General features: G+C 46.6%; 16 protein-coding genes and 1 other annotated feature. All 16 genes read right to left on the bottom strand.

The window, feature by feature from the left end:
- Nucleotides 1–21: 21 nt before the first annotated feature.
- The 16 genes from yfmH to DCM90_RS08925 all read right to left on the bottom strand — a co-directional run bounded on the left by yfmH (nt 22) and on the right by DCM90_RS08925 (nt 17569).
- Entirely contained in the window at nt 22–1338 is a 1317-nt protein-coding gene (yfmH, locus tag DCM90_RS09000; protein WP_109251028.1) for an EF-P 5-aminopentanol modification-associated protein YfmH, read from the bottom strand.
- Entirely contained in the window at nt 1338–2606 is a 1269-nt protein-coding gene (gene yfmF, locus DCM90_RS08995; RefSeq protein ID WP_109251027.1) for an EF-P 5-aminopentanol modification-associated protein YfmF, read from the bottom strand. Before yfmF ends, yfmH begins: the two co-directional genes overlap by 1 nt.
- A gap of 225 nt (nt 2607–2831) precedes the next feature.
- A complete protein-coding gene (locus DCM90_RS08990; protein WP_109251094.1) occupies nt 2832–3653 on the bottom strand; it encodes an amino acid ABC transporter substrate-binding protein in 822 nt (273 codons plus the stop codon).
- Between the two features lie 53 nt (nt 3654–3706).
- Nucleotides 3707–4339 carry an amino acid ABC transporter ATP-binding protein gene (locus tag DCM90_RS08985; protein ID WP_109251026.1) on the bottom strand — a complete coding sequence of 211 codons (633 nt, stop codon included), beginning with the start codon at nt 4337–4339 and terminating at the stop codon, nt 3707–3709.
- A gap of 11 nt (nt 4340–4350) precedes the next feature.
- Nucleotides 4351–4992 carry an amino acid ABC transporter permease gene (locus DCM90_RS08980; RefSeq protein ID WP_109251025.1) on the bottom strand — a complete coding sequence of 214 codons (642 nt, stop codon included), beginning with the start codon at nt 4990–4992 and terminating at the stop codon, nt 4351–4353.
- 155 nt (nt 4993–5147) lie between these two features.
- Nucleotides 5148–5377 (bottom strand) — a binding site (T-box leader).
- Nucleotides 5378–5429: 52 nt separating this feature from the next.
- A complete protein-coding gene (gene minD / locus DCM90_RS08975) occupies nt 5430–6236 on the bottom strand; it encodes a septum site-determining protein MinD (RefSeq protein ID WP_109251024.1) in 807 nt (268 codons plus the stop codon).
- A gap of 2 nt (nt 6237–6238) precedes the next feature.
- A complete protein-coding gene (locus DCM90_RS08970) occupies nt 6239–6910 on the bottom strand; it encodes a septum site-determining protein MinC (RefSeq protein ID WP_191981035.1) in 672 nt (223 codons plus the stop codon).
- Between the two features lie 21 nt (nt 6911–6931).
- Nucleotides 6932–7450, bottom strand: coding sequence for a rod shape-determining protein MreD (gene mreD, locus DCM90_RS08965; RefSeq protein WP_225366017.1), 519 nt, complete (start codon nt 7448–7450; stop codon nt 6932–6934).
- A gap of 13 nt (nt 7451–7463) precedes the next feature.
- Complete coding sequence (mreC, locus tag DCM90_RS08960; protein ID WP_109251021.1) at nt 7464–8315, bottom strand: rod shape-determining protein MreC; 852 nt, start codon at nt 8313–8315, stop codon at nt 7464–7466.
- 90 nt (nt 8316–8405) lie between these two features.
- The gene (locus DCM90_RS08955; protein ID WP_109251020.1) at nt 8406–9410 is read right to left on the bottom strand and encodes a rod shape-determining protein; all 1005 of its coding nucleotides are present in this window, start codon (nt 9408–9410) and stop codon (nt 8406–8408) included.
- Nucleotides 9411–9585: 175 nt separating this feature from the next.
- The gene (locus tag DCM90_RS08950) at nt 9586–10908 is read right to left on the bottom strand and encodes a bifunctional folylpolyglutamate synthase/dihydrofolate synthase (RefSeq protein ID WP_109251019.1); all 1323 of its coding nucleotides are present in this window, start codon (nt 10906–10908) and stop codon (nt 9586–9588) included.
- Between the two features lie 189 nt (nt 10909–11097).
- Nucleotides 11098–13746 carry a valine--tRNA ligase gene (locus tag DCM90_RS08945; RefSeq protein ID WP_306419297.1) on the bottom strand — a complete coding sequence of 883 codons (2649 nt, stop codon included), beginning with the start codon at nt 13744–13746 and terminating at the stop codon, nt 11098–11100.
- Nucleotides 13747–14035: 289 nt separating this feature from the next.
- Nucleotides 14036–14548 (bottom strand): thiol peroxidase, encoded by a 513-nt coding sequence (gene tpx / locus DCM90_RS08940; RefSeq protein WP_109251017.1) that lies wholly within the window; start codon nt 14546–14548, stop codon nt 14036–14038.
- A 118-nt stretch (nt 14549–14666) separates the two neighbouring features.
- Nucleotides 14667–15884 carry a tRNA uracil 4-sulfurtransferase ThiI gene (gene thiI, locus DCM90_RS08935; protein WP_109251016.1) on the bottom strand — a complete coding sequence of 406 codons (1218 nt, stop codon included), beginning with the start codon at nt 15882–15884 and terminating at the stop codon, nt 14667–14669.
- A 16-nt stretch (nt 15885–15900) separates the two neighbouring features.
- Complete coding sequence (locus DCM90_RS08930) at nt 15901–17046, bottom strand: cysteine desulfurase family protein (RefSeq protein ID WP_109251015.1); 1146 nt, start codon at nt 17044–17046, stop codon at nt 15901–15903.
- A gap of 139 nt (nt 17047–17185) precedes the next feature.
- A complete protein-coding gene (locus DCM90_RS08925; protein ID WP_109251014.1) occupies nt 17186–17569 on the bottom strand; it encodes a nuclear transport factor 2 family protein in 384 nt (127 codons plus the stop codon).
- Between the last annotated feature and the right edge of the window lie 20 nt (nt 17570–17589).

The raw sequence follows: 17589 nt of genomic DNA, 5'->3' as shown, positions 1-17589 counted from the left end.
TACCGAATATCTAGAACTTAATTAATTTTTATCATTGTCAACCAATGGATTAACAACGTGACCCGTCATTGCGCCATTCCTAATAAAATCAGTAGTCACACGCTGAACATCCGCCAAGGTTAGCTGCTGAACGGCCTCTAACTCATCAAAAATATTTGTCTGACCAAAGAGTGGGCCGGAATACTGGTTAGCGATGGCTTCAACCGAATTCATTGCTGAAATCAGCCGACCCGCAGCCTCATTCTTGACCAGTTCAAACTGGTCGGCTAACTGCCCGATTTTATCGGGAGCGGCATCCAGCAGGGATTCAAACGTTTTAATAAAGGTTTCTGGCTCATCAGTTTCACTTGAAATCATGATAAAATGCGCTCCCCGTTCAACTTCCGAAGAATAGCCAAAACTATCGTCAATGAGCCCCTGATTATATAACGCCAGATAGGTTTCTGACGTGTCATTAAATAACAAATCCATCATCATGGACAGGGCTAGCTCATACACCATACCAGCTTTACCTTCGGGCAGTGAATCAAACCCCCGCATCCCCACGGCAGCCTTGGCTCGGTTAACGGGCATTGGGGTTTGGGTGAACGGAATGACCTCATCGGCCTTAACATGATGAATCGGGTGTCGTTTTATTTCAGTCGGGGCAGAAAAAGTCTTCCGATTCTGGTTGGCCGTCACCCAATTCAATGTTTCATCCGCATCAATTCCACCGACAATGAACAGGCTCATATTGCTGGGATGATAAAAGGTCCGGTAACTCCTGTATAGATCATCGGCAGTAATTTGATCAATGGACTCTACCGTCCCCGCAATATCAATACTCATGGGCTCACCCGGGAAAAGATTTCTTAGGGTACCAAAGTAGAGCTGCCAGCCAGCGTCATCGTCATACATTTGGATTTCTTGACCAATAATGCCCTTTTCCTTATTAACGGAGGCTTCCGAAAAATAGGGCTCCTGAACAAAATCTAACAGGATGTCTAAGTTATCGTGAATGTTTTGGGAGGCGGAAAAGAGGTAACTCGTTGTGGTAAACGTGGTAAACGCATTACTGCTAGCCCCGTACTGACCAAACAACTGAAAGGCATCATAATCCTGCTTCTCAAACAGTTTATGCTCTAAAAAATGTGCAATTCCGTCGGGCATATGAACGGTTTCCCGCTCTCCACGTGGCACAAACGTATTATCAATGGCCCCGTAATTCGTCGTCATGATGGCATATGTTTTATGAAATCCCGCCTTAGGTAGAATATGGACATCTAATCCATTATCTAATTGTGCGGAAATCATTGACTCGCCAAATCGTTCATAGACCTGCTTTTGAACGTTAGTCATTATTTTTCACCCCCGTGTAAGAAATACTCCGCCGTTAAATGAACGTCATTTGCAACCCGTTGCAAATCAGCAATGGTTACCGCGTTAATTCGGTCTATCCACTCGGATAACGGGGTTGAAGCACCGGTCAAATCCGCACTCAAACGGGCGCTTAACCGGTGCTTAGGACTATCTAGTCCGGATAACCGGGCGTTTACCAGGGACGCCTGCACTTGACCCAACGTTTCTGATTCTACGCGGCCATCCCGAATTAATTGCAGCTGTTCCGCAATAATAGCCTTCACTTGATCAACGTCTTCCGCTTTAATTCCCGTTTGAACGGTCATCATTCCCGTGTAACCGCTATAGTTCGAGGACGCATAGTAAGCCAAGCTTGCCTTTTCCCGAACGTTATTAAATAGTAACGAGAGCGGGGAGCCCCCAAAGACCGCGTTGAAAACTAACGCCGCTGCGTGGTCGTCATCAGTAGCGTATACGGGTAACCGGTAGGCTTGATTGAACTTGGCTTGGGTTAAATCCTGCCATTCGTCCCCCTCAATGAGTTGTCGGTCCCCCCACCGGAAGTACGGTGACTCAAGTTCATCCGTTTTCCGGGGCAGAAACGGTAACCGTGCCATCTGTTCAACCATCTGCTGTTCGTCGACGTCCCCAATAACCGCAATGTGAATTGCGTCATGGGTTAACATTGTCCGATAATCTTCGACCAGTTCCGAATTTGTCACCATCTCTAACAGTTGATCGTCCCCAAAAGCCCCAACGGCTTGTTCCGGATGGTGTTCAAATAACAGTTGCCGCATATGTTGATTGGCCTCGTATTGCTTATCATCCGATAACGACCGAATTCCAGCGGCCAAGTTATTTTTTTGCCGGTTAAACGTTTCAGGGTCAAACTGCCCGTTTTGGATTAACGGGTGGAATAATATTTCGCTTAACAGATCCAACCCCTGCTGAAAGAGCGGATGCTGAGCTTCATCCGACAAATAACGATCGTTGACCGTACTTAAGGTCACTCGAACTAAATGTTTAGTCCCCGCCTTTAAGACGTTCACCCCCAACGAAGCCCCGTAAAGCAGCGAAAGTTGGCGTGCTAATGCGGTTTGAGTCGGATATTTTTCACTGCTGGTATCTAATAGTTCACCTAACAGGGCCCGGTTCGTCGCTGATTTTACCGTCAACGGGGCCACAAAGTCGATCATAATGGTAATGGTTTTAAACTGGTTAGTGGGAATAACATCCAGTGTTACCCCCGGTTTTAGGATTTGATGCACGCTAATGCCTCCTAGCAAATTTGGGCTAAGGTCGCCCTAGACTCTTGCAATGATAGGGGATTTCAACCAAAAACACAAGTCTTCTGAAGCCAATTCACGGGCACTAAAATTCGAGTCGGATATCAAATATCAAGTCCATACCAAAAAGGAAGGTGATCGAACTTGATCACTCTCCCCTTTGGTATGAGGCCGGTTTCAAACGGACCAACTCTATCTCCATAACGCTTAAGGCTTCGCCAATAGTGGTGAATTAGCGGTTTGACCAAACCACTTGTGATTAATTTTGGCTAGGGTCCCGTTTTTGGCTAGTTCGTCTAACCCCGCGTTAATTTTCCGCCGCATTGTTTGATCGCTCTTTCGCATTCCTACCGCAAACTGTTCCTTTGGAAACGGTCCGGCAATAACGGAATAGGCCTTGGGATCAGCCTCATGGTGAATGTAGTACTGCGCGTAAGTACTATCGAGCAGCAACCCCTGAATTCGACCGGAATTTAGATCAATAAACGCATTCGTAAACGTATCATATTGAACCGGGGTTTGATTTTTGATTTGATTCTTTAAAAGTTGCGGTTGATCATCGAGATCAAACAGTGCAGAGGAGCCGCTCTGAACCCCCAACGACTTCCCCTTCATATCAGAAATCACGTTAATCCGATTCTTCTTTAGTGCCACCAAAACCTGATCATTTTCCAAGTAGGGTTGGCTGAACGCCACCTTTTCTTTTCGTTCGGGCGTTACCGAGTAACCATTCCAAATTAAATCGATCGTGCCATTATTCAATTCGGTGACGTTCATGGACCAATCAATCGTTTGAAAATCAACGTGAATGCCGTATAGCTTGAACACGGCCCGGGCTAGGTCCACGTCGTAGCCAACTAACCGACCGTTTTTCTCCCGAAATCCCATCGGAACAAAACTATCATCTAAGCCAACCACCACGGTTTTTTTCTTCTCAATTTGCGACCAACTGTCGGTATGATCGGCGCGTTTGGCCGCGGATTGACACCCTGCTAACACAGTTGAGAGGCTAACCAGCAAAAGAATCATGAATAGCCCCCGGTGCCATCCCGCAGATATCTGTTTTTTCAATCCAATCCCCCCTAAACGGGCTCAACCCGAAGCATCTTATCCGCAACGGCCGACGCAAAATCCATGTCATGGGTGACGACAATTTGGGTCATTCCGTCCTGCTTCAATCCTAAAATAATCTTGGCCACTTCCTGCCGTAAATCCGGGTCAAGCGCAGAGGTGGGTTCATCATAGCATAGGATTTGGGGGTGCATTGCCAGCGCCCGCACAATAGCAACCCGTTGCTTCTGGCCTCCGGATAGCTCGTAAGGATAAAGGTCTTCCTTCCCGTTTAAGTTCAACCGGTCCAACAAATCTCTGGCTTCCCGATTGGCGTCCGCCGCAGAAACGTGCAAGACCGTCGTTGGAGCCAGGGTCACGTTTTGAAGAACGGTAAAGTTAGGGAAGAGTTGAAAGTCCTGAAAAACGACCCCGATTACCGCTTCACTCTGTTTAGTTTCGGCTGGGTCAAACGGTTCCCCGTTAAGCAAAAAGGTTCCCCCATCAATCTTTTCCAATCCGCTAATACACCGGAGTAACGTTGATTTTCCGGCCCCAGAGGGTCCCACAATGGTTAAAATCTCGTCGTCCTTAATGGTGAGATTAACGTGGTCCAAAATCAATTTCCCATCGTAGGTCTTCGTTAAGTTCTTAATTTCTAACATTTGATTTCCTCCTATCGCCAGTTTGAATAGTGCCGTTCAAGCAGTCTAAGAACCCCCGTGCATACCGCCGTCAGTAAGAGATACATCACCGCCACTAACACAAGGGGTACTAACGTGACATCCCGAGCCGTTGCCACGTTTCCAGCGCGTAAGAGGTCTCCGAGCCCGATGACATAGACCAGCGATGAATCTTTAATTAGGTTAATCACTTCATTTCCAATGGAGGGCAGCACGATTTTAACCACCTGGGGGATGATAATCTTACGCAGAGTTTGACCGTAACTTAATCTCAAAACCTTTGCACTTTCATACTGGCCCACTGGAATGGCTTGTAATCCCCCCCGAAAAATTTCGGCAAAGTAAGCCGCATAGTTTAAAATAAAGGCAATTAACGCGGCATCATAACGTGGAAAAACAATTCCGAGTAAGGGTAACCCGTAAAAAACAAAAATTAATTGCAGCAACAGTGGGGTTCCCCGCATTAACCAAACGTAAAAGTTAAGTAACCAGGTAAGGGGCTTAAACCGGGACGTTTGCCCTAAGCCCACTAAAATTCCCAGGGGAATCGCCACGATGATGGTCCAAAAGAAAATCGACAGCGTCATCTGTGCGCCCGATAATAATGATGGTAAGATCTGTAAAATATATGACATCGGTAGTTACCTCCTAAAGTGCAATAAAAAAAGTCCTCTTGAAATTAATCAAGAGGACGATATCTCGTGGTGCCACCCCTATTTACAATCTGTTCACACAAATTGCCTCAGGGAGTTTGACCGCAAACAAAAATCCCCCTAACCCTAACTCGGGTTAAGAGGACGAATAAACGTGGTTCCACCTCTGATTCACCGCCTAATCACTTAGACAGTCTCAGTGAGTTTGCGATCAAACTCCGGCAGTAACGCGCCCAAACGGATTTTCCTACTGAATTCAGAAAATCAGCTCGCAGATGTGGTTCGACTACCAGGATATTTTCCTTCTCAGCACCGGAAAATCTCTGAACTGCTCCCGCTAATCTACTCTTCTGCTCATTGCATTCGATTTATAATACTTGTCATTTTAGAGCCAAACTGATCAAACGTCAAGGTTAATTTTAACCCTTATGAAACCACCGGGTCATCCGATTCCAAAAACCAGGTGCCGCTTCAGCCTCCACCTTCATCAAGGGAACGGTTTCTCCCTCTAACCGCCGGGCAACGTTTCGGTACCCCTGTGCAGCCGGATTCTCACTGTTGAGAACCACGGGTTCACCGTGATTGGATGTTGAAATGACGGCATCATCATCAAAAATAATCCCAAGTAATTCAATCCCGAGGTGGGAGGTAATTTCATCCACGTCCATCATATCCCCGTCGTTAACCATGTGTCGGCGAATCCGGTTGATTAATAACCGGGGTTCTTCTGTGAGAGGATGTTGTTCCAGCAGACCAACCACCCGATCAGCATCCCGAACGGCAGAAATTTCTGGTGTGGTAACCACAATGGCGGCATCTGCGCCCGCAATTGAATTCATGAAGCCCTGTTCAATTCCGGCTGGACAATCAATTAACACGTAGTCAAAATCTGGTTTTAATTCATCAACGATGGTTTTAACCTGCCCCGGTTCTAAGGCTGATTTATCCGTATTCTGGGCAGCCGGTAATAGGAACAGCAAGTCATCAAACCGCTTATCCTTCACCAGGGCCTGCCGCAGCTTTGCCCGTCCCTCTGCGACGTCAACGATATCATACATGATCCGATTATCAAGGCCCAGTACAACATCTAAGTTCCGTAACCCAAGGTCAAGATCCAACATACATACCCGCTTGCCCATTAAGGCTAACGCCGTACCGATATTGGCAGTCGAGGTGGTTTTTCCAACCCCCCCCTTACCAGAGGTTACTACAATTGCTTTTCCCATCGTTAAAGCCCTCCAATCTGGTTAAATAACTTGGGATTAATCTTCTTTAAGTTTGCCAGTTTGCCAAACGACAAGGCATGCAAATCATTAACGTACGCAACGGTTTGTGCATTCACTTGGTCAGCATCGTCATCCAAAATAGTAAATTGTTCGCCAATATGGATTTGCTGGGCGTCATGGGTATCTCCAATAACAACTTTACTTTCATCGTCCGGGAAGCCGGCCTGCAAAATTCCGTGCACGTTCCCCATCGTATAGATGTTGCCGTTGGTCTTGAGTTTGCCACCCTCATGAATGATCCCTAGGAATAAAATATCCCCCTTATATTCCAGATCCTGCCCGTTACGGATTGTCCGGCTTAAAACGTGGACGGTTTCGCGTTCCCGTAATTCATTCGCATCCGCCTTGGTCATAACTCCCGATTCAAACTTATGTATTTGAAACTTGGGGTATTCACTCACCAAAGTTTCAATTGCCTTTTTTTCATCGGGTTGTAATAGTCGATTTTCGGTTAGAACGTCGAGTGAGAAATTGGTTACTGCCTCGGATTCGGGTGCAACCCGCAATTTTTCTAATAGATCGCGGAGATCCGTCATAATTTGATCGAAACTAGCCGACTGGCGTAACACCAATTCGTAACCGGACTGAGTTCCACGTAATACTGCTCCCTGCATCAGTTTATCTTTCCCTTCTTGCTAATCGTACTTGTAAAAGAGCCACCTAATTGGAAAGTACAAAATGACATACAGTGCTAAATTCAAGGCTAGGGTCGGGCCAAGCGTAAAGACCAGGAAGTCAGTCCCCGACGTTGAAGTCAGGTGAACTGCATTTGCCGCCACGTAGCCTAATGACTCAACTAACGTAATATCAATAAAGTAAATTAATAGCCCACTTAAAAAGTTCGGCTGCAGATAATTATTAAGTGCACGGGTGGTAAAGACCACTAGCGGAAAAATAAAGACGTACACCCCAAAAATTGAGGTGTAGTAGAGATCAAAAATTCCACCAATAATTGCTGCCCACACCACCAAGTGCAGGTTGCGGTTATCTTCAAATAACGTCGCAAGCACTAACCATAGTACCACTAAATGACTAATTAAATTATAGGGGTACTGCAATAGTTGCTGACTAAAAATCTGACTAACGGATCCGTCCAAAAAGAAGGCTAGAAGAAGCCCGACCGGAAAAATCCAAACCATATGATTTCGTCTCAAACTCGTCTCCCCCCTACTTATCCGTAAGGGCGACTGTGACAACGTTCAAGTCGTTCACAGGTGCTGCAGGGGTGATGTAGACCTTCGTTGATAATCCGTAGTCTGCGCCGGTTACCTTGGCCACCTTACCCACGAAAAGTCCCTTCGGCATAACACCACCTAAACCACTTGTCACAACTTTGTCACCCTTCTTGATGGTCGCCTTTGTCGTCACGTTGCCCATTGTAATTTGGTTGTTGGCACTGTTAAACCCAGTAATAATTCCGTTAACTACCTTACCGGAGTTCGTTGTGATTTGAATGGCAAACCGGTTGGATGAATCGTTATTATCCGTAATTAGTTCGACTTTAGAGTTGGTCTGATTAACCTCGGAAACCCGGCCAACCACGCCTGAACCAGACATCACGGCCATATTCTTCTTAATTCCAGATGATGACCCCTTGTTAATAATGATTTGTTGCTGCCAGCTTGACGGACTCCGAGTCATAACGGAAGCCGTCACTAAGGAGTAATCCGTCAGGGTTTGATTCAGCTTTAATTCCTGCTTTAGCTCTTTATTTTCCTTGGCCAAAGTTTGATCACGGACCTTAGTTTGAGCTAGGTCAGCAACCTGCTCTTTAAGCTGCTGGTTTTCCTGGTAGGTATTTTGTAAATCAGAGAGCGCACCAACCCCGTGAGATAACCCGTTTAGTGGGATCGTCACGGCCCGATCGGCTAACCCAACAATATCATTGCCAAACTGCTGAATGAACAGTGGTGTTGACCGTTTATTTCTTACGGTGACCGATAATGTCATGAGTGAAAATGCGACAATGATGCACACAATCACCATGACAAGTCGCCGGTTTGAAAAGAATTTATGCATAGTAACCCTCCATGACGAAATTGACTGGTGTTTTCACCACCGAAAAAAACAGGCAACAAAGAAGCGGGAAGCCTCCTTCCCGCCCGATGCTTACTTCTTCTTCATGACATCGATGCTTTTAAGCGACTCACCGGTCCCAATTGCAACACAGTCTAACGGATTATCCGCAACAAATACGGGTACCCGCGTAGCTTCTGCGATTACGTCTGGTAAATCTTTTAATAGGGCACCCCCACCGGTTAAAACGATTCCGTGGTCAATCACATCCGCCGCAATTTCAGGCGAAGTTTCTTCCAGGGTTTCCTTTACAGCGGTAATGATATCAGAAATACATTCTGCAATGGCCGTAGCAACATCCACGGCAGTCACATCAATGGTATTTGGTAATCCGCTAATCAGGTCCCGACCACGGACTTGGGTCCCTTCCATTTGTTTAGCTGCTTCTACGGAAGCAGAACCCACTTCCCACTTTAACTTTTCAGCCGTCTGCTGACCAATTAAAAGGTTGTAGTGTGAGCGGACGTACGAAATAATAGCTTCATCCAACATGTCACCAGCCACCCGGATGGAACGGCTTGAGACAATCCCGCCCAGTGAAATTGTTGCGACATCAGTAGTTCCGCCACCAATATCAACGACCATACTACCAGTTGGATCCATGACGGGTAATCCAGCACCAATTGCAGCCGCAAAGGGTTCTTCAATGACATAAGCATCCCGTGCACCCGCTACCCGAGTCGCATCAATTACCGCACGTTTTTCAACCTCTGTTACGCCACTAGGAACACAAACCATCACGTATGGTTTGCCCCCCGAGCGGCCAATGGTCTTTTCAATAAAGTACTTCATCATCGCAACCGTGGTGTCATAATCTGCAATAACACCATTTTTCATCGGTCGGATGGCAACGATACTAGCCGGAGTCCGGCCGATCATTTCACGAGCTTCTTCACCAACGGAGACAATTTCACCGGTCTTCGTATTTTTGGCGACAACAGAAGGCTCGCGAAGGACGATTCCTTTACCTTCAACAAAAACGATGGTGTTGGCGGTACCTAAATCGATCCCAATATTTTTCGTTCCTAATCCGAACACTATGTTTCATCCCTTCATTTGCCAACATAAAACGCTGTCTTTTTATATTTAATAGTCATGTTATTCGTATTATAACATATCCAATGTAACTGAATACACCCATACAAGTTTAAGAATAGCGAACTTTGGTCAATCCGTGAACAAATCCGCCTTAACTTTAGGGTAATTTAAACAATCAATCCTGATCAGCCACTAAAAAATAGTGCCGAACGTCGGAGATAAAGTAGAGTGAACCGGTAATCAATAGGAGATCATCTGCCGACATCTCGTTAATAGCTAATAAGATGGCCGACTGCCAGTTTGGGCTTATTTGAGCCCGAACGCCATCCGGAACAGCATCTTCTAACGTGATTTCAGATGCGGCCTGCCGATTGCCAGGACCCTCGAACCGGGTCAAAATGAGGTGTACATTGGGCAGTTTTCCTAACGTTTTCACCATTTGACTCACCTGTTTATCGGCTAAAATTGCCAAAATAAGCCACACCTCCTGGGTTGCAAAGTGGGTCTTAATCAAATGAGCTAGTTCAATAATTGCCGGTTCATTATGCGCCCCATCGATGACAACCAGCGGCGACTCATTCAGTTTCTCGAACCGACCCGGCCAGGTAGTTTGCAAAAGGCCGTTTTTAACATCCGCCACTTTCATCTTAACATGCCGGCTGGACTGATAGACGTAATACGCTTGTAGGGCCACACTGGCGTTATCCATCTGGTAGCTTCCCAACAGCGGAATGGTTAACTGGGGCCACCGGGCAACACCATTTTCAAAGTTGAACTGTTCGCCCCAACCCTTTCTTCTTAGCGGCTGATAGCGGAAATCCCGGTCAAACGCAAACCATTTGGCTTCCTGCTGATCTGCCACCCGGCTAATAACGGCGAGTGCCGGTTCCGTTAGCCGACCAGTCACCACGGGAACCTGGGGTTTAATAATTCCCGCCTTTTGGTCCGCAATCGCTTCAATCGTATTGCCCAGCAGCTTCATGTGATCCATCCCAATCGTTGTAATTACCGAAACATCCGGCGTCACAACGTTCGTTGAATCAAACTTACCACCAATCCCAACCTCCACCACAGCGACATCCACCTGAATATTTGCAAAATACACAAACATCATGGCCGTAATAATTTCAAACTCCGTAGGTCCCCCAGAAGTGAGTTCATGGTCCAGGCGCTTCACCACCGGTTGAACCCGATTAACTAACTGAATTAAGTCATCATCTGAAATGGGAACGTCATCAATACTAATCCGTTCGTTAAACCGGGTAATGTACGGCGAGGTAAACGTCCCGACCGTCAATCCAGAAGTCATCAATAGTTCCCTCAGGTAAGCAACCGTTGATCCCTTTCCGTTAGTCCCGGCCACGTGGATAACCGACAGCTGACGTTCCGGGTGCCCCAAAGCTGCCATTAACTGCTCCATGCGATCTAACGTTGGGATTTTCTTAAACTGCGTCCGGCCGTGAATAAACGCAAGCGCTTCTTCATAATTTTCAACCATCCACCACTGTCCCCCTTCGTCTATTCGTCAATATCATATCATATTTAGCCGAGAGTGAGGCTGGAACATGGGGCTCAAATTACCAAAAGGAAAGAATCCCTAAATTCGATTATGTTTAATCGAAATTTAGGGATTCTCTCCTTTTGGTTGCCCCTTTGTTGGGGGATTAGCCTTCTGAAGTGATCAAAATTAGTTTTGGGCGTCCTTTAAATCTTGAAGTCGCTGCTTCGTTGCAGCTAGTTTGGCTTCATTATCCGCCTGCTTAGCCCGTTCGGCATTGACAACCTCTTCTGGTGCCTTTGCGACAAAGCCCTGGTTCGATAGTTTCTTTTCCGCCCGGGCAACCTCAGATTCATACTTAACGATATCCTTTTGGAGTCGATCTGCCTCTTCGTTAAGGTCAACCAATTCGTTTAACGGAACCGAAATTTCGGCATCGGTAATTTCGGCCGTCATCGCTAACTTAGGTGCCGTCACATCAGGCCCAATTTGAAGTTCCTTAGGGTGGATAAACCGATCCAGGTAGTCCCGGTTAGTCTCAAAAACGTTGGCCAAGTCAGCATTATCCGTTTGAATTCCTAAGTCAATCGGCGTTGACATCGGTGCGTTAGCCTCAGCACGGATATTCCGCACCGCTTTGATTAAGTCAATCACACTGGTCATATTCTGCTCTGCAATGTCATTATCAAATTCGGGATGGGCAACCGGATAGTCTGCTACCACCAAGGATTCTCCTACGTGCGGCATGTCTAACCAGATTTCCTCCGTGACAAATGGCATAATCGGGTGAAGTAGTCGCAACGTTTGATCCAAAACGTAGGCCAAAACATTTTGCTTATTAGCCTTCGCCTGTTCATCGTCACCCGTTAGGATAGCCTTCGACATTTCGATGTACCAGTCACAGAAGTCATTCCAAATGAAGTTGTAGAGGCAACGGCCGGCTTCGCCGAATTCAAATTTATCAAACTGGTCGGTCACCTGCTTTACCGTTGCATTTAACCGGCTTAAAATCCACTTATCTGCGAGGTCCCATTCTGATTGGTCCGGGAGCGTTGGCTTCGTCATTTCACCTAAGTTCATGATGACAAACCGACTGGCGTTCCAAATCTTGTTGATGAAGTTCCAGGCAGCATCCATCTTCGTATAGCTAAACCGAACGTCTTGACCGGCAGTGGAACCGTTAGACAGGAACCAGCGTAAAGCATCGGCCCCGTACTTCGCAATGACGTCCATTGGGTCAATCCCGTTACCAAGCGACTTGGACATCTTCCGGCCCTCTTCATCGCGAATTAAACCGTGAAGCAGCACATTTTCAAACGGCCGTTTGCCCGTAAACTCGAGGCTTTGGAAGATCATCCGGGAAACCCAGAAAAAGATAATATCATATCCCGTCACTAGCGTACTGGTTGGGAAGTAGCGTTTATAATCAGGAGAATCAATATCGGGCCAACCCATTGTCCCAAACGGCCACAAACCACTGGAGAACCAGGTATCCAGAACATCCGGATCCTGTTCCCAGTTTTCGGGATCCTCAGGGGCTTCCATCCCGACGTAGGTTTCACCGGTGGCCTTATTATACCAAGCTGGAATTCGGTGTCCCCACCAAAGCTGACGGGAAATAACCCAATCGTGGGCGTTCTCCATCCACTGCGTAAAGGTCTTTTCAAACCGTTCGGGAACAAAGTTGACTTTATCATCCGTTTCTTGGTTCTTCAGCGCCATTTCGGCTAACGGTTTCATCTTGATGAACCACTGGGTAGATAATCGGGCTTCAACTTGAACCCCGGTCCGTTCCGAATGTCCCACCGAGTGGGTAATGGGGTTAACCGCCAATAAAACACCGGCCCCCTCTAAATCGGCTTCAATGGCCTTTCGGGCTTCAAACCGATCCATCCCGTTGTACTTGCCCGCATTTTCGTTCATCGTGGCATCCGGATTCATGGTGTTAATCCGTTCCAAATCGTGCCGGTTACCAACCTGGAAGTCATTCGGATCATGGGCCGGCGTAATTTTAACCATTCCGGTTCCAAACTCCATGTCCACGTAAGGATCCGCAATAATTGGAATTTTTCGGTTCACTAGGGGAACTATAACTTCCTTCCCCACTAAGTCCTTGTAGCGGTCGTCCTTCGGGTTAACAGCCACAGCAGTATCCCCAAACATCGTTTCAGGTCGGGTAGTCGCAATTTCAATGTATGGGTTACCGTTAAACGTAACGTCTGAATCAACGAACGGATAGGCAACGTGGTAGAAGGCACCTTGATCATCCTGATGGATGACTTCAATGTCTGAGAGCGCCGTTTGGGCTTGCGGATCCCAGTTAATAATGTATTCGCCCCGGTAAATGAGTCCCTTATTGTAGAGTTCAACAAAGACCTTCCGAACGGCCTTCGAAAATCCTTCGTCCAGGGTAAACCGTTCCCGACTATAATCAAGTGACAGCCCAAGCTTGGCCCACTGGGCGTGAATGGTTGCCCCATATTCATCTGTCCAATCCCAAACTTCCTTAACGAACTTTTCTCGACCGAGATCATAACGTGAAATCCCTTGTTCCCGCAGTTTTCCTTCGACTTTAGCCTGGGTTGCAATCCCGGCATGATCCATTCCGGGCATCCATAGAGTATCGTACCCCTGCATCCGTTTTTGCCGGATAATCATATCCTGAAGAGTAGTATCCCAGGCATGTCCAAGATGTAGCTTTCCGGTTACGTTAGGCGGAGGAAGTACAATTGAATAGGGTTTTGCTTTTTTATCACCGGAGGGCTTAAAGACTCCCTCATCTAACCATTGTTGATAACGACCCGCTTCCACAGCGGTTGGGTCGTACTTAGTTGGCATATTAATTTCGTTATCTGCCAAGTCCATCATCCCTTCTGTTTGGCAAACAAAAAAGCTCCGGCCTAAAAAATTAGGACGAAGCTTTTTCGCGGTACCACCTAAATTGGGTTTTTAACCCCACTTAATATCATTTTTAACGGAGATTGCTCCGGTCGGGCTGAAACCCAACGTGCTCCCAAGCAACAATCAAATACCAAATGATCTACCTTTCACCGTTGTAGATTCGCTTAAACATTCCGTTTGTATTTGAACCTCTTGATCAATGCACCATTTAGTGTAACTTAACTCATTAGTTGTCGTCAACACGACTCGTTAATTTTTCTAATTCATTTAAAGCGTCCAAGTAATTAGGTTCGTCCACTTCTTCCGGAACAATCTGCCGGTACACAATTTGCCCATTGGCATCGACAATCCATACGCTGCGCGCGAGGGTTCCCGTATCAGGAATCAAAAGTTCCATTGCATAGCCAAACGATTCATCGGCGTCGGATAAGACATCCAGGTTTTGCACACCTTGTGCGGCGCACCACCCCGCTTGTTCCGCAATCGTATTGGTTGATACAGTAATAAAATGGGCTCCCGGGAAATGATCAGCCTGTTGGTTGAATTTCCGGGTCTGCATGGTGCAAACGCTCGTGTTAATATCTGGTACCACGCTAATTAACGTTAGGGTTCCTAATAAATTAGCGGTCTTCACCTTCTGATCATCCTTATCCCACAGCTTAAACTTAGGCAGTTGGGTTCCAATCTCAGGCGGGTTGCCAACGAGTGATACTGATTTTCCCTCTACAGTAACTTGCACAAGCTTCATCCTCCTTAAAATCAATCAACTTCTTGTTGAAGCTGACCTAAAGATAGCGCTCTCCCTAATGAAATTCAAGGACTATTGTATGAAAAATTAGCAAAGTTTTTGTTGTCGGCTATAACAGCTCGGCAAAGATGTCTTCGTCCTGATTTAAGAAGTTTTCGTCCGGCTTAATGTGGGTCACCGTGACGTTAGCCATCGCTTCCGCCATCAATCCATCTACGTCAATTAGGGCCTCGTACTTTCGTGATTTGTCAATTCGAGGCCGGGTCTTAGGTGCTGGTGGAGTAAAGATCGTACAGCAATCTTCATACGGTAAAATCGATAAATCGTACGTCCCAATGTTTTCGGCGACCTTAATGATTTCAGTTTTATCGAGGGAAACCAGAGGCCGCAAAATCGGTAAGGTAGTGACATCGTTAATGGCTGCCATACTTTCAAGGGTTTGGGAAGCGACTTGGCCTAATGCTTCACCGTTAAAAATTCCGAGGGCGTCACGCTGCTCAGCAATTGCTGCCGTAAGCCGGAGCATCATGCGGCGTTGAATGGTCATCAAATAGCCCTCTGGGACCCGTTCCTTGATTTCCTCTTGAATGTGAGTGAAGGGAACCTGGATGAAATTAATTCCACCAGAATACTTGGCTAGCACCGAGGTTAACTGTTTGGCCTTGGCGAGCGCCTGTTGACTCGTGTACGGCGGACTAAAGAAATGGACCATGTCCAGTTTAACCCCCCGGCGTAACCCATAGTAACTTGCAACCGGGGAATCAATCCCACCGGAAAGCATCATGACCCCGTGACCCCCAGTTCCAACCGGAAGCCCGCCCGCACCAGGAATGTTATCGACGGACAGGTAGGCGCCGTCCATTCGAATGTCAATTCGAACGGTAATGGTTGGCTGTTTCATCTTCACGGAGCTGCCCGCAACGTTAGCTAAGATGGCACCCCCAACTTCATCATTCACCTTATAAGTATCCAACGGAAAGTCTTTGTCCTGCCGCCGAGTATCAGCCTTAAACGTATCACCCGGCTGAAACCGATCCTGAACTAGTGAAACGGCTTCAGCTTTAATGGCTTCAATGTTCTTTTCCACCTTCATCACCGGTGAAAAGTTTTCAATCCCAAACACCTGCTTTAACCGATCAATGACCGGAGCCGAATCCGTTCCGTTTAAAGAGACGTGAAGCCGGTCAAACCGAGCTTTAACCTCAACATCCGGAAACTGGTGAAGAGCCCGAGCAACGTTATCCCCTAGTTGGCGAATAAACGTTTTCTTGTTCTTTCCCTTGGTTGATAGTTCACCGTAGCGAACCATGATTTCAGAATAATCCATACGTCAATCCTTTCAATTAATCTAATTTATCAAATTCTTGGTAAAGTTCATCAAATACCTGGTTGAATTTTTCAGCTTCCGCTAAAGTATTGTGTTCATCTAGGGAGACCCGAACCGCACTATTCGCAATTCCCGTATCAACGTTCATTGCTTTTAGGGTACTGGATTCAACGCCCTTCTTTGATGAGCAAGCGCTTGTCGTAGACATGTAGATTCCGTGATCCTCAAAGGCATGGACGATTGTCTCGCCCCGAACGCCTGAAATTGCGAAACATAAAATATGCGGCGCAAAGACGGGGTCATCCCGGGAAAAAATGGTGACCTTAGGGAACTCCTTAATGTGGTTATAGATAGCCATACGGATTGCCTGCTGCTTTTCAACCTTCGCTTTTTCATCGGTTAATATCAGCCGAAGGGCCTTTGCCATTGCGGCAATTGCGGGAACGTTTTCCGTTCCTGACCGCAAGTTTCGTTCCTGACCGCCACCCGTTAATAACGGTGCAAGCGTACGGCCCTGACGTTTATAAATAAATCCAATTCCCCGGGGGGCGTGGAATTTATGCCCTGAAAAGGTCATAAAATCTACCCGATCATTAAAGAGGTGGTCGTGGAGTCCCTTCCCAATTCCTTGAACGGCATCAATATGCCAGTGGACTTTGGGGAAATCACGCATCACTGCAGCGATATCATCTAGGGGTTGAATCGCACCAATTTCATTATTAACGGCCATCGTCGACACTAATATCGTCGTTGGTCGAATGGCGTTGCGGAGGTCATTCGCCGAGATTCGACCTTCATCATCAACGGGAAGGTAGGTGACCTCAAACCCCAGCTGTTTTAACTGTTCCATTGAATTATGAACGGCCGGATGTTCCACAGCGGTAGTAATGAGATGGTTACCAAATTGTCGTTTAGCAATTGCCGTTCCCTTGACAACCCAGTTATCCCCTTCGGTTCCCCCACTAGTGAATAAAATTTCACTCAGGTTTACGCCTAGTAAATCCGCAATTTGTTTCCGAGACTGTTCGAGCAGGTTAAACGCCTGTTCACCAAAGTTGTGCAGACTGGATGGATTGCCCCAAACGGCCGCACTGACTTTGTCATACGTGTCAACAACGGCAGGATCCGCCATTGTTGTGGCACTATTATCAAAATAAATCACATTTCGTCCCTCTTTACATCATATTCTATAGGTTCGACTCCAATAGAAATTCCAGCTAATTATACCAGATTTTCCGGCGCGTACAAGATCACCCATTAATCTTTAGAGACAAAAAGTAAGTTAGTCAGCAGTTGATGCTTTAATTAACCTGTCGCTTGGTAAACAGCCACTTCCCGTTGCGATTGATTACAGTATGATTAATAGGCCGACAGTCAACGATTGACCGGTCCGACGGGTTAACAATTAGGAGGGTTGACTGGGCAAATACGTCCTGATCCCTAACTGACATAATAAGGGGAGCCACCGTTAAATGCTGAGAACGTTGTGGCTCCTTATCCCAAGTCATTTTAGTAAATCGCATCAGTGCTTCATGCCCCGTTGCTGTACCCTTAGCCCCACTAATTTGCCCATTAGCCGTAAATAATGTCGCATAGTCTTCAACCTTCCGCTCCGTAGATAATTGATCTGCTCTTGTAATTAATGCAATAATTGCTAATTTTGATTCTGCTGTTAGTGATATCATTTCATAGGCCCCCTTTTCCT

Source organism: Levilactobacillus bambusae, from assembly GCF_003124125.1.
Classification (GTDB): domain Bacteria; phylum Bacillota; class Bacilli; order Lactobacillales; family Lactobacillaceae; genus Levilactobacillus; species Levilactobacillus bambusae.
Note: the sequence above shows the minus strand (reverse complement) of the source record. Positions and strands in the feature narration are given on the sequence as shown.

What these genes read in the sequence shown, in the direction of transcription:
- DCM90_RS08990 (WP_109251094.1), bottom strand. Translation starts at nt 3,653, where the DNA reads ATGATTCTTTTGCTGGTTAGCCTCTCAACTGTGTTAGCAGGGTGTCAA.
- DCM90_RS08950 (WP_109251019.1), bottom strand. Translation starts at nt 10,908, where the DNA reads ATGGTTGAAAATTATGAAGAAGCGCTTGCGTTTATTCACGGCCGGACG.
- minD (WP_109251024.1), bottom strand. Translation starts at nt 6,236, where the DNA reads ATGGGAAAAGCAATTGTAGTAACCTCTGGTAAGGGGGGGGTTGGAAAA.
- DCM90_RS08970 (WP_191981035.1), bottom strand. Translation starts at nt 6,910, where the DNA reads ATGCAGGGAGCAGTATTACGTGGAACTCAGTCCGGTTACGAATTGGTG.
- DCM90_RS08945 (WP_306419297.1), bottom strand. Translation starts at nt 13,746, where the DNA reads ATGCCAACTAAGTACGACCCAACCGCTGTGGAAGCGGGTCGTTATCAA.
- DCM90_RS08980 (WP_109251025.1), bottom strand. Translation starts at nt 4,992, where the DNA reads ATGTCATATATTTTACAGATCTTACCATCATTATTATCGGGCGCACAG.
- DCM90_RS08985 (WP_109251026.1), bottom strand. Translation starts at nt 4,339, where the DNA reads ATGTTAGAAATTAAGAACTTAACGAAGACCTACGATGGGAAATTGATT.
- mreC (WP_109251021.1), bottom strand. Translation starts at nt 8,315, where the DNA reads ATGCATAAATTCTTTTCAAACCGGCGACTTGTCATGGTGATTGTGTGC.
- thiI (WP_109251016.1), bottom strand. Translation starts at nt 15,884, where the DNA reads ATGGATTATTCTGAAATCATGGTTCGCTACGGTGAACTATCAACCAAG.
- yfmH (WP_109251028.1), bottom strand. Translation starts at nt 1,338, where the DNA reads ATGACTAACGTTCAAAAGCAGGTCTATGAACGATTTGGCGAGTCAATG.
- DCM90_RS08925 (WP_109251014.1), bottom strand. Translation starts at nt 17,569, where the DNA reads ATGATATCACTAACAGCAGAATCAAAATTAGCAATTATTGCATTAATT.